10 protein-coding genes and 1 riboswitch are annotated in these 16034 nt (G+C 72.5%); of the genes, 4 read left to right on the forward strand and 6 right to left on the reverse strand.

The window, feature by feature from the left end; all coding sequences use genetic code 11:
- Positions 1-211 precede the first annotated feature (211 nt).
- The gene (locus ACLHRZ_RS03985) at positions 212-802 is read left to right on the forward strand and encodes an N-acetyltransferase (RefSeq protein ID WP_490416809.1); all 591 of its coding nucleotides are present in this window, start codon (positions 212-214) and stop codon (positions 800-802) included.
- Here the strand turns inward: ACLHRZ_RS03985 and ACLHRZ_RS03990 are convergent.
- Positions 789-1277 (reverse strand): SET domain-containing protein-lysine N-methyltransferase, encoded by a 489-nt coding sequence (locus ACLHRZ_RS03990; RefSeq protein ID WP_490416810.1) that lies wholly within the window; start codon positions 1275-1277, stop codon positions 789-791. The two genes, ACLHRZ_RS03985 and ACLHRZ_RS03990, sit on opposite strands and share 14 nt — an antisense overlap.
- Before the next feature lie 652 nt (positions 1278-1929).
- On the opposite strand from ACLHRZ_RS03990, the gene ACLHRZ_RS03995 reads away from it, so the two are divergent.
- Complete coding sequence (locus ACLHRZ_RS03995; RefSeq protein ID WP_490416811.1) at positions 1930-2451, forward strand: hypothetical protein; 522 nt, start codon at positions 1930-1932, stop codon at positions 2449-2451.
- A gap of 125 nt (positions 2452-2576) precedes the next feature.
- Here ACLHRZ_RS03995 and ACLHRZ_RS04000 read toward each other — a convergent pair whose 3' ends face one another.
- Positions 2577-3167, reverse strand: a complete 591-nt coding sequence (locus ACLHRZ_RS04000; RefSeq protein ID WP_490416812.1) for a dihydrofolate reductase family protein — start codon at positions 3165-3167, stop codon at positions 2577-2579.
- A gap of 151 nt (positions 3168-3318) precedes the next feature.
- A riboswitch (cobalamin riboswitch) is annotated at positions 3319-3537 on the forward strand.
- A 150-nt stretch (positions 3538-3687) separates the two neighbouring features.
- On the opposite strand from ACLHRZ_RS04000, the gene metE reads away from it, so the two are divergent.
- On the forward strand, positions 3688-6012 hold the full coding sequence (gene metE / locus ACLHRZ_RS04005) for a 5-methyltetrahydropteroyltriglutamate--homocysteine S-methyltransferase (RefSeq protein WP_490416813.1): 2325 nt from the start codon (positions 3688-3690) through the stop codon (positions 6010-6012).
- A 167-nt stretch (positions 6013-6179) separates the two neighbouring features.
- Positions 6180-6722, forward strand: coding sequence for a class I SAM-dependent DNA methyltransferase (locus tag ACLHRZ_RS04010; RefSeq protein ID WP_490416814.1), 543 nt, complete (start codon positions 6180-6182; stop codon positions 6720-6722).
- A 22-nt stretch (positions 6723-6744) separates the two neighbouring features.
- On the opposite strand, the gene ACLHRZ_RS04015 is transcribed toward ACLHRZ_RS04010, so the two are convergent.
- Genes ACLHRZ_RS04015 through ACLHRZ_RS04030 form a run of 4 tightly spaced genes read right to left on the reverse strand, consistent with a single transcriptional unit; the run spans position 6745 to position 15913 of the window.
- Complete coding sequence (locus ACLHRZ_RS04015; protein WP_490416815.1) at positions 6745-7482, reverse strand: thioesterase II family protein; 738 nt, start codon at positions 7480-7482, stop codon at positions 6745-6747.
- Complete coding sequence (locus ACLHRZ_RS04020) at positions 7479-13586, reverse strand: condensation domain-containing protein (RefSeq protein ID WP_490416816.1); 6108 nt, start codon at positions 13584-13586, stop codon at positions 7479-7481. The genes ACLHRZ_RS04015 and ACLHRZ_RS04020 overlap by 4 nt, the downstream gene beginning before the upstream one ends.
- Complete coding sequence (locus ACLHRZ_RS04025; RefSeq protein ID WP_490416817.1) at positions 13583-15289, reverse strand: non-ribosomal peptide synthetase; 1707 nt, start codon at positions 15287-15289, stop codon at positions 13583-13585. Before ACLHRZ_RS04025 ends, ACLHRZ_RS04020 begins: the two co-directional genes overlap by 4 nt.
- Positions 15290-15295: 6 nt before the next feature.
- Positions 15296-15913 carry a cysteine dioxygenase gene (locus tag ACLHRZ_RS04030; RefSeq protein ID WP_490416818.1) on the reverse strand — a complete coding sequence of 206 codons (618 nt, stop codon included), beginning with the start codon at positions 15911-15913 and terminating at the stop codon, positions 15296-15298.
- Positions 15914-16034 lie beyond the last annotated feature (121 nt).

Here is a 16034-nt window from a genome sequence, read left to right on the forward strand (position 1 = left end):
GTCAACGGCGTCAGCCACAGGTCGGCGTGGGTGGGATGCGTCGCAGCGGCGACCTGCACGGACGCGTGGTGGCGAGGGCTGCGCCGAACAGTCGTTTCCGGCGCTCGGAGAGATTGCCGATCTCCCGGCTGTTGCTTCCGGAACCCCGCACGGCCCTGTGCCGCTGAGCCGTGCCTCCTGCGGGAGGCCACTGCGCGGGACACTGCCTTTCATGACCGACTGGGCCATCACCACACTCGGGCCGTACGACCGGCAGGCGGTCATGGAGGCCGTCGACCTGTTCGAGACCGTCCTGGGCCACGGCATGCTCACCGTCGACCAGGTCCTCGAGGAGCTGCGCACGGGGTCGCTGCTCTTTCTGACCGCGCACACGGGCAGGCCTGCCACGGTGGCGGGGGCGGCGATCGCCCGCGTTCTGCATGACGACGACTACCGCGAGTTCATCGCTCCCATGCCGCACGGAACGCTGCTCGCCGTCCCGCCCTCCGTGGACGGCCGCCGGATCGGCCAGCTGAATACCTTGGCCGTGGCCGAACCGATGCGCCGACGCGGCCTCGGCGGAGCACTCACAGCACGCAGCACCGCGTGGTTGCGTGAACGGTGCACCCAGGCGTACGTGATCTCCTGGCTGCACGACCGGCCGGGCCGCAGCGAGGGCCCGTTGAAGGCTCTCGGCTGGGAGCCGGTCACTGTCCTCCACGATTACTGGCTGCACAGCGGCTGGGACTGCTCCCGGTGCGGCCGTCCCTGCCACTGCCCGGGCATGTTGCTGCGCCTGCTCGGTACCGTCAAGGCGCCGTAGCCGCGTCCCGTGCGGCGACCAGCTCCCGGATGTGCGGGTTGAGGCGATACCGATCGAGTACGGCAGTAGGCACTCCCCGGGCTCCATGGATACGGCCCAGGCACCTTCGGCTTGCGCAGGCACACGTGAACGGAGTGGCCAAGGCCCACTCCGTGGACGGGTAGAAGAAGGTCAGCGCCTCCCCTGCCCTCATATTCCTGGCGGCGGTGACCGCCAGGGACCGGACATCCACATGGGTGCTCGGGTCGCAGGAATGGTTGAGGTAGGCCAGGGCGTCCAGGTTGTCGATGTGCCGGTCGACTGCGATCTGGATGGAAGTGCGCGAAGGACGAGCCCGGAACCGGGGTGTGCTGATCCGGGCCACCACATCGCCTTCATCGAGGGCAGCCCTGGTCACCAGACCGCGGCCCGCCCCGGGCTGATCAATGATCCGAAGAGTCGGCATGGCTCGATCACACCCCGAACCGTCCCGCATCGCACCTTCGAAGGACCGAACACGTCGGCGGGCCGCAGGCCACCGTGGCCCCAGGTCTTCTCCGGTCCGCGGGGCCGAGCCGACGGACTCGACGAGCTCGTGGTCCACGCACTGCTGATGGCTTTCTGGGGTTCAAGGGTGCGCCGCCCGGTCACCAGGCCGACGCCGACCTCTCCGAGCAGCAGGCCATCCGTGACATCCGCGAACTGGTCCGTCTCGGCCGGCTCGAAGCGCAGGGCCGGGCGCGATCCTGCTACTGCGCCCCTGGCCCCCGCAGGGCCCGTGCGCAGGACCGGATCCGCCAAGCCGTGGAGCTCCACGCCCCCGGACCTGACCGGCACCAGCAGAGGGGGCTCGGCGAGAACGTCTGCTCGCCGAGCCTCTCCTTGTATGTGCTGTGATACGGGCCGCCGATGCCGCTCGATCGAACCGTTTCCGTGCACGTGCCTCTCGGATGCCGGCGATGCAGGGCGTGCTCAGCGGAACTAAAAATGCCCTTTCTCCTCTCTCTAGAGTGAAGAGACTTCTGTGGCGGTTTGGGATGCATGGTGGGTGGGGTCGCGGCCCGGCGTGGCGGTGGCCTTGCCACCGTCAGGCACTGGCCCGGTCGGCCTGCGCGGTACCGCCTGCCACCCGGCGGAAAGGACGCGCAATGGAACAGGAGAGGCTGCGCAAGGGCACCCCAGTGCTCAGGTACGGCACGGCTCTGGCCCGGGATGTTGTCGTGGTGCTCCTGGCGGGCGGCGTCTCGGCGTGGATCGCTGTGGCCGGTGACGGGGACGGCCTCCACGTGACCGCCTGGAGCAGGCTGGCCTCCGGATACCTCCCTTACGCGGTGATCGTGTGTCTGCTCGGGGCCACCGCACCGACGGCGCTCAGTACGGTCATCCGCACGGCCGGATCCCAGCTGATCATGGTGTTCGGCTACTACACCTGGGGCCCCATGACCACGTTCGCGAACACCCCCACCAAAGCGGCCCACTACGCGGAGCAATGGACGCTGGTCGCCCTCACTGCCGTGCCCCTGACCGGCCTGGCCGCGTACGCGGCCAAGTGCCTCGTACGCCGCTGCGCAACGGCCCGTGCCACGCCGCCCCCGCTTCCCACGCCGACGCGCGAGAACCAGGGCCGGGCACACCACCGCGTTCCGGCGACCTCCGAAGACACGAGGTAGCAACTCCGTGCCGCTGAAGAACAGCCTTGCCTTTGCCGAGGGTTCGCCAGGACTTCGACCGGGGGTCTCGTTCTGGTCCAGGAAGGTCTGGAATGCGGTCGGCGGTGATTGCTGACAGAGCCAAGTTAAGGGGCCGGACGATAGGTGCACACGTGCGCGCCCGTGCCGCTGGTGACCGAGGAGACCAGTTCCAGGGTGCGCAGCACCCCGTCGTCGGTGAAGATCCGCTTGCCGCCGCCGAGGAGCACCGGCGTGATGATGAGCCGCAGCTCGTCGACCAGGCCCTCGCTCAGGAGGGTGCGGACGAGCGTGGGGCTCCCCATGACCAGCAGGTCCCCGCCGTCGGCCGCGTGCAGCTCGCGGATGCGGGCGAGGGCCTCGCCGCCGGGGATGCGCGTGGTGTTGTTCCACGTCAGCTCCGCGTCCCCCAGGGTTCCGGTCACGACGTACTTCGGGATGGCGTTCATCTGGTCGGCGAAGGGGTCGCCGGCCCGCTCCGGCCACGCCGCGGCCATCGTCTGCCACGTGCGGCGCCCGAACAGCAGCGCCTGCGTCCTGCCCATGATCTCGGTGATGGTCCCGCCCATCACCTCCGGGTCGAAGAACGGGTGCGACCAGCCGCCGTGGGCGAAACCGCCGTCGGTGTCCTCCTCGGCTCCGCCGGGCGCCTGTACGACGCCGTCCAGGCTCATGAACTCACTGACCACGATGCGCACGGGACTTCACTCCTCGTTCCTCGTATCCGGTCCGGGTGTGCCGGACGGCACGGCACGTGTTCGCGCCGTCGGGACGATCGTCGCACCGACCACTGACAATGCCGCGAAGCCATGACCCAAACCCACTGTTCAAGCACCGCGTCCCCGATCTAGGCTGGCGCGTGCAGCTGGTTCGCCCCTGTCCGCCAGGCAGGCGCGTCGCAAGAGGGAACCCGGTGGGAATCCGGGACTGCCCCGCAGCGGTGAGCGGGAACGACCGCCGTCATACGCACTGGGTCCGTGACGGGCCCGGGAAGCGACGGCCATTAGGTGTCTGCCCCCGGCAGACGTGCCCGTGAGTCCGAAGACCTGCCCGTTGCCCGCGCGCGACCGTTCGTGCGCGGAGATCCCGGTGACCTCGAGGGCGGGTCGGCGCACATACCGAACGGGCAACCCACCGCTGTGGTGCGGCCCGTCCGCCACCCCTTCGCGTTCTCGCCATGCTCCGGGATCCCGGAAGAAGCTCGCGAAGGAGAGTTCCGTGACCAGCAAGTCCGCAGCCGCGGCAGCACGCGCCACCGTGTACGGCTACCCCCGCCAGGGCCGGGGCCGTGAATTGAAGAAGGCGATCGAGGGTTACTGGAAGGGCAGTGTCGGCGCGGACGCCCTCCGGGAGACGGCCGCCGGACTGCGCCGCACCACCTGGCGGCAGCTCGCCGAGGTGGGCATCGACGAGGTGCCGACCGGCGACTTCTCGTACTACGACCACGTCCTGGACACCAGCGTCATGGTCGGCGCGATCCCCGCCCGGCACCGCGCGGCCGTCGAAGAAGACGCCCTGGACGGCTACTTCGCCATGGCCCGCGGTACCCAGGACGTGGCGCCGCTGGAGATGACCAAGTGGTTCGACACCAACTACCACTACCTGGTCCCGGAACTCGGCCCCGACACCGTCTTCACCACCGACTCCGCCAAGCAGGTCGCCGAGCTCAAGGAAGCCCTCGCCCTCGGCCTGGCCGCGCGCCCCGTCCTGGTCGGCCCCGTCACCTACCTCCTGCTCGCCAAGCCCGCGCCCGGCGTCGCACCCGGCTTCGAGCCGCTCACGCTCCTCGACCGGCTGCTGCCCGTCTACGCCGAGGTGCTGGCGGACCTCAGGGCCGCCGGCGCCGAGTGGGTGCAGCTCGACGAACCCGCCCTGGTCCAGGACCGCACCCCGGCCGAGCTGAACGCCGCCGCCCGCGCCTACCGTGAGCTCGGCACCCTCGCCGACCGGCCGAAGCTGCTGGTGGCCTCCTACTTCGACCGCCTCGGCGAGGCCCTGCCGGTGCTGGCCAAGGCCCCGGTCGAGGGTCTCGCCCTCGACTTCACCGGGTCCGCCGCCGCCAACCTCGACGACCTCGCCGCCGTCGGCGGCCTGCCCGGCAAGCGCCTCGTCGCCGGCGTGGTCGACGGCCGCAACGTGTGGATCAACGACCTGGAGAAGTCGCTGGCCACCCTCGGCACCCTCCTCGGCCTCGCCGGCCGCGTCGACGTCGCGGCCTCCTGCTCCCTGCTGCACGTCCCGCTCGACGCCACGGCCGAACGGGACATCGACCTGCAGATCGTCCGCTGGCTCGCCTTCGCCCGCCAGAAGACGGGCGAGATCGTCACCCTGGCCCGGGCGCTGGAGCGCGGCACCGACTCCGTCGCGGCCGAACTCGCCGCCAACCGCGCCGATCTGGCCTCCCGGGCGGGCTCCGCCATCACCCACGACCCCGCCGTGCGCGCCCGCAGCGCCGCCGTCACCGAGGCCGACACGCACCGCTCGCAGCCCTACGACCTGCGCGCCGCGGCCCAACACGACCGTCTCCGGCTGCCGTTGCTGCCGACCACCACCATCGGCTCCTTCCCACAGACCACCGAGCTGCGCACCGCCCGCGCCGGCCTGCGCGCCGGACGCATCGACGAGGGCGCCTACGAGGAGCGCATCGAGGCCGAGATCCGCGAGGTCGTCGCCTTCCAGGAGAAGGCCGGCATCGACGTGCTCGTCCACGGCGAGCCCGAACGCAACGACATGGTCCAGTACTTCGCCGAACAGCTCACCGGCTACCTGGCCACCCAGCACGGCTGGGTCCAGTCCTACGGCACCCGCTACGTCCGTCCGCCGGTCCTCGCCGGCGACATCTCCCGGCCCGAGCCGATGACCGTCCGCTGGACCCGCTACGCCCAGTCGCTCACCGACCGGCCGGTCAAGGGCATGCTCACCGGGCCCGTCACCATGCTCGCCTGGTCCTTCGTCCGCGACGACCAGCCGCTCGCTGAGACCGCCCGGCAGGTCGCCCTCGCCCTGCGCGACGAGGTGAACGACCTTGAGGCATCCGGCACTTCGGTGATCCAGGTCGACGAGCCCGCCCTGCGCGAGACCCTCCCGCTGCGCGCCGCCGACCGTGCGGCGTACCTCGCCTGGGCCACCGAGGCCTTCCGCCTCGCCACCAGCGGCACCCGGCCGGACACCCAGATCCACACCCACATGTGCTACGCCGAGTTCGGCGACATCCTCACCGCCATCGACGACCTCGACGCCGACGTCATCAGCCTGGAGGCTGCCCGCTCCCACATGCAGGTCGCCGGCGAGCTGGCCGCGGCCGGGTACCCGCGCGAAGTCGGCCCCGGCGTCTACGACATCCACTCGCCCCGCGTCCCCGGCGCCGCCGAGGCGGCGGACCTGCTGCGCAAGGGGCTGGCCGCGATCCCGGGCGAGCGCCTGTGGGTCAACCCCGACTGCGGCCTGAAGACCCGTGGCTGGACCGAGGTGCGCGCCTCCCTGGAGCACCTGGTGGCGGCGGCCCGTGAGGTGCGGAAGGAGCTGGACGGCACGGCTTCCTGAAGGTCCAGTACCTGGCCGACGACCTGGTTCTTGAAGCCCTGGTCGACGAGGGCTTTGCGGACAGTGTGGCCGGTGTGCCCGGCGACCTGGTTCGAACGACCACTCACCGAGCCCGAAATCGATCTATCGGTCTGTGGCCAGAGTGACGCATGTGTCACCCTGGCCGCATGACGTGGAACGGTGACGAGTACCAGGCCCGATTCGACCGCATTGCCGCCGACGGCGGAGACGTCCATGGCGAAGCCACGCTGGTCCGCTCCTTCGAGCCCGGCACGGTCCTCGACGCGGGCTGTGGCACGGGCCGGGTGGGCATCGAGCTCGCCCGTCACGGCATCGCCGTGACGGGCGTGGACATCGACGAGTCGATGCTCGCCACTGCCCGGCGGCTGGCTCCGCAGATCCGCTGGTACCGGCAGGACCTGGTCGGCCTCGACCTGGGGGAGTCGTTCGACGTCGTGGTGGCAGCGGGGAACGTCCCCCTGTTCACCCCGCCGGGAACGGAACCGGCCCTGGTGGCCGGGATGGCCGCCCATGTGCACCCGGGCGGCCGCCTCGTCGCGGGTTTCTCCCTGGACCGCGGGTACACACTGGACGACTACGACGCGCACTGCCGGGCGGCGGGACTCACCCTGGAAGCCAGGTATGCGACCTGGTCCCGGGACCCTTGCACCGACGGGGACTACGCCGTTTCCGTGCACCGCAAGTCCTGACTTCCGCCCACCGGAGCGGAGTTCACGGCAGTGCCTGCCGGAGGGTGTCCGCCAGCTCCGCCGGGTGGTCGCGCAGCAGGTTGTGCCCCGCGGCGATCAGCGCGGTCGTATGACGGCTCGTCGTCAGCGCCGACCACGCCGCGACGTCCTCCTCGGTGACGGTCCGGTCCTCCGTGCCGCGGATGGTGAGGATCGGCGACGACACGGGTGTCCACCGTGCCGTTCCGGTGAGGTATTCGTGGGTGGCCCGGTAGTCCGCGCGCAGGGCCGGGGCCACCATCTCCAGGACGTCCGGGGCGTCGAGCAGTTCGGCGGGCAGGTAGCCGTCCGCGACGACCTGGGCGAAGAACTCGTCGTCCGGGCGGTTCCAGCAGCCGGCGGCCATGCGGACGGTTGTCCCCGGTGCCTGTTGTGCCGAGGCCGCGAGCAGGACGGCGGTCTCCGGCTCCAGCGCGCGGGCCGTCTCGTACGCCAGCACCGACCCCGACGAGTGGCCGTACAAGACGATCTGCGCTCCGCCCGCGTGGGCGCGGATGGCGTCGGCCGACTGCTTGGCCAGGACCGGGAGGTCGCTGAGCGGAGGGTCGTCGAGCAGTGCCTCCCTCCCGGGCAGGCGGATCGCCACCGGGTGCGGGTCCGGGGCCAGGGCCCGGCCCAGTGCCAGCACCGCGCTCACGCCTGCACCCGCGTGCGGGAACAGGTACGCCACCCGCTCCGGCCGCTCGGCGGGCACGAGGTCCACCAGCCATTTCCCGCTCACCGCGACTCCTTCCGCTGTGCTGTGTCCAGGTCGGTGGCGAGGGCACGGAGACAGTCGCAGGCGGTGTCCAGAAGGCGTTCCGCCTGGCCTTCGTCCCCCGCGTGCGCCAGTCGCAGCGTCAGCTCGTTCCCCTTCGTGTATGCGCTGAACTCCCAGTGGAACGGCCTGGGGTTGTCCGGGCCGCGGTCACCCCGGTCCGGCAGCGGGACTTCCGCAAGGTCGTCCTCTCCGCTTCCCGCTGTGCCGGCGAACACCGATCCGAGTCGGCCCAGGTAGTTCACGCTCATCCACGGGCGGTCCGCTGCCGTGAGCCGGGCGTTGTGCGAGCGGGCGGCCCGTGCGTTGTCGAGCACCTTGCGCGGGTCGGCGTCCGGTGCGGTGTCGACCAGTACGGGGGCCAGCGCGGTGAACCAGCCAACCGTCCGTGACAGGTCCGCGTCGTCGACCACGTCCTCGTCGCGGCCGTGCAGTTCCATCACGGCGCGGACCGCGCGGCATCCGAGGGCCGCGGCGGCCGCGGCGGTGGCCGCCGCCAGCACGGCGTCCGCCGGGTGTGCACCCTGCCCCAGCAGTCCGTCGAGCAGCGAGCCGGTCTGCGCGGAGCCGAGCGTGCGCTCGGCGACACGGGTGCTGCCCTCGTACGTCGTGGGCGGCGGACCGGGGACCGCGCCGGGTGCGTCGTACCGCCCGGCGAGGCCGGCGGTGTGCCCCTGCACAGCGCGCGCCCACTGGTCGTAGGCGACGGGCACGGGGGGCAGCCGGACGGGATCCCCCGCGGTCCTGTGGGCGCAGGCGGTGCGCAGGTCGTCCAGCAGTACGCCCCACGACAGCACGTCCATCACGAGGTGGTGTGCGGTCAGGACCAGCAGGCGGCGGTCCGCCGCGTCCCGGATCAGGGTGGCGCGCAGCAGCGGGCCCGCGGCGATGTCCAGGCCCCGCCTGGCCCGTTCGATCGCGGCCGCCACGGCCTCGTCCCGGGCGGCCGACACCTCCTCGATGGCCACGGTGTGTGCCGTCGGGTCGCTGACCTGCTCCCAGTCCGTTCCCCGCTTGCGGAAGCGGTGACGCAGCACACCGTGGTGGCCGGCCACTGACTGGACGGCGGCCAGCAGCGCCTCGGAGGACAGCGGTTGCGGTATCTGCAGCGCGACCGACTGGTTCCAGTGGCCCGCATCGGGCAACTCCAGCCCGAAGAACCAGCGTTGGACGGGGGTCAGGGGGATGGACCTGCGCCGGGCGAAGCTCTTGCTCACCGTGACCGACCGGGCGGCCGAGGTGGTGACCTGGGCCAGCGAGCGGACGGTGGGGTGGGTGAACAGGTGCCGCCGGGTGACCTGAAGCCCCCGGTCGGCGGCTTTCGTGGCGATCCGTACGGCCTGTACCGAGTCGCCGCCCAGGGAGTAGTAGTCGTCGTCCAGGCCGACGTGCTCGACGCCGAGGATCTCGCGCCAGACGTCCGCCAGTGCCGCCTCGGTCTCGGTCATGTCCTCGATGGGCCCGGGCGCCTCGGGACCGGTGTCCGTCGGCCCCGGCAGGGTGCGTGACGCCTTGCCGTCCGGTGTCCTGGGCAACTGCTCCTCGCACAGCAGCTGTTGGGGCAGCAGGTGGGCGGGTATCTCGCGGCGCAGCAGGTCCATCAGCTCGCTCGTGGAGACGGTGCCGTCCGTTTCCGCCACCGCGGTGGATCCCTCCGTCCCGCCTTCTGGAGCCGTGGCCGCCCGTACGGCGGGGTGAGTGCGCAGCACCTGCTCGACCCGCGCCGGGTCGTGGTGGTAGCCGTGTGCGGAGCGGATTTCCGCGTCCCGGCCGAGGACGACGAGCCTGCCGTCCGGGAGGAACACGCCTGCGTCGCCCGTCCGTTGCACGTGGGCGTGCGGGAGCAGAGGGTGTGGGAGGGCGGGGGTCTCGGGCGCCGCCCCGAGGGGCGCCGGGGCATCCTCCGCACCGATGCAGATCTCCCCGGGAACCCCTGTCGGGCACGCGCGGCCCCATGCATCCACCACGCACAGTGGTGAACCGGCTGGGGGCCTGCCCACCGGCACGATGCCGGTGGCCGGCGGTGCGGTCGGTGCACCGTGGTCGACGGGCACCTCCTCCTCGGACAGGGCCGGTCCCCACTCGACGCCGCCGTACGCATGGACGAGGCGAACGCTTGGGGCGTGGGAGCGCCACCGGTGGACGAGGTCCTGGCCGAGCGTCTCGCCGCCGACCACCAGGGTCCGTACCGCGGGGGTGCCGCCGTCGGCGTCCAAGCGGGAGACGAGTGCGGCCAGTTCGGTGGAGGCGATCGTGGCCGAGGCGGCTGCCCGCCCGCGCGCCAGCTGCTCCAGTCGCACGTCCGGGGCCAGGGGCACGGCGGCGTTTCCCGCCGCCAGGGTGGTGAGCAGGTCGAGTGCGAGCCGGTCGGCCGTGCCGCGGGCGATCAGTACCTCGCCCGGTCCGTCGTCGCGTACCGCGCGCGCGAGCGCCCGGTGCGTGAGCATCATCGGACGTCGGGCCCCGGTGGTGCCGCTGGTGCGCACCACCAGGGCGGGTGCTGCGAGGCCGACGGGGTGCGCTGCCGGGGGCGCGGACGCAGAGTCGACGCGCACCACCGGGGTGCCGGGGACGTCCGCGGATCCCGTCATGTCCAGCAGGGCCGACGCTCCCGCCTCGGACAGCTCGGCGGGTGCGGAGTCGCCCCCGGTGACGAGGGGGGCGCAGACCAGGCCCGCGCGCAGCACTCCCAGGCACGCGGCGGCCAGGTCGGCGGACCGTTCGGCCTGCACGGCCACCACGGCGGAGGGGCCGAGGTCGGTGCGTGCATCGAGTGCGGCCGCCACCAGGTCCGCGGCGCGGTCGACCTCGCCGTAGGTGGCGGTGTCCGGGCCGTCGACGACCGCCGGGGCTCCGGGGTCCGCTGCGGCCCACCGTCGCACGCGGTCGGTGACCGGTTCGCCGGGGCTCTCTTCGGGGAGTGTGTCTGCGCGCGGGGCCAGTGCGGTCAGGGCGCGCAACTGGGCATCGGGTGCGGCGAGCAGCGCATCGACCAGGATCTCGAACCGGTTTGCCAGCCGGTCCACCGTGGCCGCGGTGAACAGGTCGGTGTCGTACTCCCAGGTGATCGCGATCGAGTCGTCGTTTTCGAAGACCGCACCGGCCAGGTCGTAGACGGCCCCTGTGCGGGGCAGCGCGACGGTTTCCAGGGTCAGTCGGCCCAGGGGCACGCGCTCGCCGTCGCGGTCGGCGGACAGCAGGGTGCCCGCCGTGCTCAGCGCGGGGTCGTGCGCGGTCTGCTGTCCGAAGCAGACCTCCACCAGTGGAGCGCGGCCGCGGTCGCGGGGGACGTCCACCGACCCCAGCAGGTTGTCGAAGGTGACGCCGCCGTGTTCGAGTCCCTCCAGAAGTTCCCGGCCGACGGCGTCGGCCAGGGCCGAGAACGACTGGTCCGGCGTCATCCGGACCCGGTGCACCACGGGGTTGGCGAAGTAGCCGAGGACGTCGGCGAATTCGGGCCGCTCGCGGTTGGCGGTGAGTACGGCGACAGCGCTGTCCGCGCGTCCGGTGCAGGCGTGCAGCAGCACGTGGAACACCGTGAGCAGTACGGCGAAGGGGGTCGTCCCGGTGGTACCGGCGTACGCGCGCACGGCGGCGGCCTGTGCCGGTGAGAGGTCCCTGCGCAGCGTCGCGCCGTGTTGCCCGCGCACCACCGGCCGGGGCCGGTCGGCGGGCAGGTCCGCGGGCGGGGGCGGGGGCGTCAGCCGCTGCACCCAGTGTCGGAGGTCGTCGGTGCCGAGGGGGGTACGGGCCCGCGCGAGCGACCACGTCGCGAAGTCGGCGTAGCCGTGCGCGGGCGCGGGCAGGTAGGCCTCGGTGCCGGTGCTCTCCGCCGCGTAGAGCACCGCCAGCTCCCGCAGCATGGTGATCATGGACCAGTAGTCGGTGATCAGGTGGTGCTGGGACACCACCATCACCGGGCCCCCGGACAGTCCGGTGTAGAGGCGGACGCGCAGCGGTGGCCGTGCGGTCAGGTCGAAGGGCGCGAAGGCGGAGCGGACCAGGTCTTCGCGGTGCGTGCGGTCCCAGTCCGGTGGCACCGGCACGGTCGAGAAGTCCAACCCGGGCTCGGCGGCCACTTGTTGGACGGGGTTGCCGTTGTGCAGGGGGAAGGCGGTGCGCAGTACCGGGTGCCGGTGGGCCAGGGCCGTCCAGGCCCGCTGCAGGGCCTCCGCGTCGCAGCCGTCGGCGAAGCGCGCGGCGACGGCCACCACGTAGGCCGACCCGCCCAGGTCGAGATGCTCGGCGTGCCACAGCGACATCTGGTTCGGTGCGAGCGGGAACCGGCCCTCGGCCGGCCCGTGCGGAACCGGGTCGGTGTCGTCCTCGGGTTCGTCGAGGCGTTCGGCGAGCTCGTCGGCCAGCTCCATCAGCGTGCGGGGGCCCAGGATGTCGGGCAGCGGCAGCTTCACCCCCAACTCCCTGTGCACGGCCATGCGCAGCCGCAGCGCGGACAGCGAGTCCACACCGGCCGCCCGGGCCGGGGCGGCGGGGTCCACCGTCGCGGGTGCCGCGCCCATCACCTCGGCCACCTTGAGGCGCAGGTGGTGGCCGACTTCGGCGCGGCGCTCGTGCGGGGGCAGTGCCGCCAGCCGCTCGCGCACCCCGGCCTCCGCCCTGTCCTGCTCGTCCGCGAGCAGGGCGGCGAGGGATGGACGGCGCACCTTGCCGAGCGGAGTGCGCGGCACTTCGGTCACCACGCGCACCCGCCGGGGCACCGCGTGGGCGGGCAAGTGCCGTGCGCAGTGCGCGAGGATGTCGGCGGGCTCCGTCCGTGCGCCGTCGCGCAGTTGCACCGCCGCCACCAGCAGTGCTCCCCGGCCGGGCAGGGGAACGCCGGCCACTCCGGCGTCGGCGACCAGCGGGTGGTCCGCCAGCACCTGTTCGACCTCGACCGGGTTCACCTTGTGTCCGCCGGTGTCGATCAGTACACGGGAGCGTCCGACGACGGTCAGTCTGCCGTGGGCGTCGAGGCTGCCGAGGTCGCCTGTCCTGTGGTGGCCGTTCCCCGGGTCGTCGACCACGGCGCGGCCGGACACCACGATCTCGCCCGTCGCACCGGGAGGCAGGGGAGTGCCGTGCGCGTCGAGGATCTGGACCCGCGCGCCCTCCAGGGGTGTGCCCACGGTGCCGGGGGAGGGTTCTTCGCCGACGTCCCAGCAGACGCTGCCCGCCTCCGTGCTCCCGTAGGTCTGGCGCACGGGGAGACGGAAGCGTGCCTCGAAGCGCCGGACCACGGCCGGGTCGAGGAAGTTGCTCCCGGACAGGCACAGGCGCACGGTGCCGAGTTCCACCGGTGTGTCCGGGGGGAGGTCGGCCAGGGCGTCGAAGAGCTGGGGCACGGCGATCAGCAGCGTGACCCGGTGCCGGGCCAGCGCTCGTACCACGGCGTCCACGGAGGAGGTGCCCGCGCTCCGGTCCGGCAGTACCAGCGTGGCACCGGAGCGCACCGCTGCCAGCAGGCAGCAGAACTGTCCGAGCGCGTGGAACAGCGGTACCGGGCAGAGCAGGACGTCGTCGGCGGTGATGCGGGCCGTCGCGGTGATGTTGCCCGCCTCGGCGACCTGGTGGGCCTGGGTGCGGACGATGCGCTTGGGTTCGCCGGTGCTGCCGGAGGAGAGCGCTGTCACCCACGGGCCGTCCACAGGTGACGGCCGGTGCCGTGCGCCCGCCGGGGGTCGGGGGAGGGGGCCGTCCACCGTGAGGACGGGGCCGTCGGTGAGCGCGGTCATGGGGTGGCCTGCCGTGGTGACCACGACGGCCGGCCGGCTGTCGGCCACTCTGCGCCGCAGCACCTGCTCCGGCTGGTCCGGATCGATGGCCTCCACCGTGCAGCCCGCTGCGGCGGTGGCGAAGTAGGCGACCGCGAACTCGGGCCGGTTGTCCATCACGAGCAGCACGTGCGCACCGGGGGAGGCGCCTGCGCCGGCCAGCGCCCCGGCGAACCGGGTGACGGCCGTGGCCAGTTCGTCGTAGGTCAGTGACTGTTCGCCCTGGACGATGGCCGTCGCCGTGGGGTGGGCGGTCGCCGTGGTCGCGACCATGTCGAGCACGGGGCTTGCGCTCACCGGGTCTCCTCCGCCAGCCGCTCGGCCAGCTCAGCAGGGGTGGGGTGGACGAACACGTCGCGCGCGGTGACCTGCAGGCCCAGCTGCAGGCCGATCTCGGTGACGGCGGTCACTGCGCGCGCAGAGTCACCGCCGTGCAGGAAGAAGTCGGAATGGACGGTGAGGCCGGTGACGCCCAGTACCCGCTCCCACACCCGCACCAGCGCCTGCGGGGTCGGCGCCGGGAGGGAGGGGCCGGATCGCCGGCGCAGCAGCGCCGCCCGGTCGACCTTGCCCGAGGGGGTCGTGGGGAGCCGGTCGACCGTGTGCACCTCGGTGGGCACCATGTAGTCGGGCAGCAGCCCCTTCACGTGGGCGCGGAGGAGCGCTGCGTCGGCGTCGCCGTGTCCCGGTTGCCATTCGACGAAGCACACGAGACGTTCCGCGCGGCCCGCGCCGTCCGTCGGAGCGGCCACCGCCGCCCGCCGGACCGCGGGATGGGTCGTGACCGCGCTCTGCACCTCGCCCAACTCGACGCGTTTGCCGAGGAGCTGTACCTGGTCGTCGATGCGGCGCAGGAACTCCAGGTCGCCGGAGGGGAGTTCGCGGACCAGGTCGCCTGTGCGGAAGCACCGTTCGCCGTTCACCTCGACGAACCTGCGCGCGGTGCGTTCGTCGTCGCCGAGGTAGCCGATCCCGACCGTCGGACCGCCCAGGTACAGCTCACCCGGTGTGCCGGGGGTCACCGGTCGTCCCTCGGGGTCGCGGATGCCGGCCTTGATGTGCGGCAGCGGTGTCCCGATCGGCGGCAGGACGGTGCGGTCGGACCACGCGGAGACGTCGCAGAACAGCGCGCCGGCCACGGTCTCGGTCGGCCCGTACTCGTTGAGCACGCGGCTGGGGAACCCCGGCGGCGGGTAGGCGGCGAGGCGCTCGCCGCCGGTGCGGATGAGCCGTACGTCGCCCAGGTCTGCACCGTCGAGGCGGAACATCGACTCCAGCAGCAGCGGGGGGACGTAGGTCTGGGTGATCCGCTGGGCGTGCAGCCAGTCGACGAGTGCGCGGGGCGAGGAGCGGTCGGCGTCGGAGGCGATGTGCACGGATGCGCCCGTGCTCAGGAAGGGCCAGAGCTCGTCGATGGTGACGTCGAATCCGGGCGAGCCGATCTGGGCTCCGCGCTCGCCCGGCGAGGCGCCGACCAGCCGGGCGTAGGCGGCGACGTAGACGTCCATCGCGGCACGGCTGATGAGGGTGCCCACCGGTGTCCCCGTCGATCCCGAGGTGAACAGGCAGTAGGCGGGGTCCTGCGGCCGGGCGCCCGGATCGCGCAGGGCGGGGCCTCCCCGGGCCGGCAGTGCGTCGGGCCGGACGGCGGGGCTGCCGCAGGCCTTTGCCAGTACCTGGTCGTCGGTGACCAGCAGGGCCACCGAGGCGCGGTCGAGCAGCAGGCGCAACCGGTCCGGTGGCTGGGCCTGGTCCAGCGGCGTGAAGCAGGCGCCCGCGAGCAGGACGGCGAGTTCGAGCACGAACAGATCGGCGGTGCGGGGCAGCACCAGCCCGACGCGGTCCCCGGGGCCCACGCCGCGCGCGGCCAGGGCGCCGGCCGCCGCACGGGCGCGGGAGTCGAGTTCGGCGTAGGTCAGCCGGGTGCCCCGGTGGTCGGTCAATGCCACGGCGTCCGGCGCCCGGCGTGTGTGCCGGGCGACGGCCTCCAGCAGGTCCATCGATTGCTACCCCTTTCGGGAGCGGGCGCGCACGGCACCCGTGGGCATCCTGCGCCCGACTCCCCACTCGTCGAACCACAGCCGGGTCTCGGCCGTGCGGAAGGCGCCGCCCGGCGCGGGCTCGTACTGCCGGTAGTGGTCGATCGCGGTGAGGTAGACGTGGACGGTGGCCGCCCAGCACGTCCCCTCGTTGACCATCAGATGCAGCCGCTTGTCGTCCTCGGGCAGGATCGGTGTGATCCGGCCGGGCGCGATGGTGAACTCGCTTGCCTCGGCGAGCTCGACGCACTCTCCCGCGCGGCGGGTGACGGCGTACTTGATCTCCTTCGTCTCGCCGGTGAGCGCGCTGACCACGCCGGTCGTGTCGTCGTGGTCGTGGATCGGGCTCCCCTTTCCCGGGCCCCAGAACACGAGGACGATCTGGTAGGGATCCCGCGGGGAGTTCAGCAGCAGTCGTGTGTAGTTCCCGCTCGGCCGGTACTCCTCGGCGAAGCGCTGGTTCTCCGCCGAGGTGGTGAACTTCGCGAGCGCGGCGGAGAGTCGGTCGATCACCTCCTGGTGGGTGAGCTCGTCGGCCTGGCTCTTGGTCCTCGAGACCGCATCGATGAGTGCGGTGACGTCCATGAGTCACTTCCCCTGGGGGTCGTCGTATGGCGAGGTGCGGGAGCGCAGGAGGTGGGTGCCGGCCATGGCCGGCACCCACCGCACGGCGGCTGGATGCGGCGAACCGCCGCACGGGCGTTCA

The sequence above is a fragment of the Streptomyces sp. AM25 genome (genome assembly GCF_058146165.1).

Coding starts and splice junctions, on each gene's coding strand:
- ACLHRZ_RS03985 (WP_490416809.1), top strand. CDS start 212: ATGACCGACTGGGCCATCACCACACTCGGGCCGTACGACCGGCAGGCG.
- ACLHRZ_RS03990 (WP_490416810.1), bottom strand. CDS start 1,277: ATGCGGGACGGTTCGGGGTGTGATCGAGCCATGCCGACTCTTCGGATC.
- ACLHRZ_RS03995 (WP_490416811.1), top strand. CDS start 1,930: ATGGAACAGGAGAGGCTGCGCAAGGGCACCCCAGTGCTCAGGTACGGC.
- ACLHRZ_RS04010 (WP_490416814.1), top strand. CDS start 6,180: ATGACGTGGAACGGTGACGAGTACCAGGCCCGATTCGACCGCATTGCC.
- ACLHRZ_RS04025 (WP_490416817.1), bottom strand. CDS start 15,289: ATGGACCTGCTGGAGGCCGTCGCCCGGCACACACGCCGGGCGCCGGAC.
- ACLHRZ_RS04030 (WP_490416818.1), bottom strand. CDS start 15,913: ATGGACGTCACCGCACTCATCGATGCGGTCTCGAGGACCAAGAGCCAG.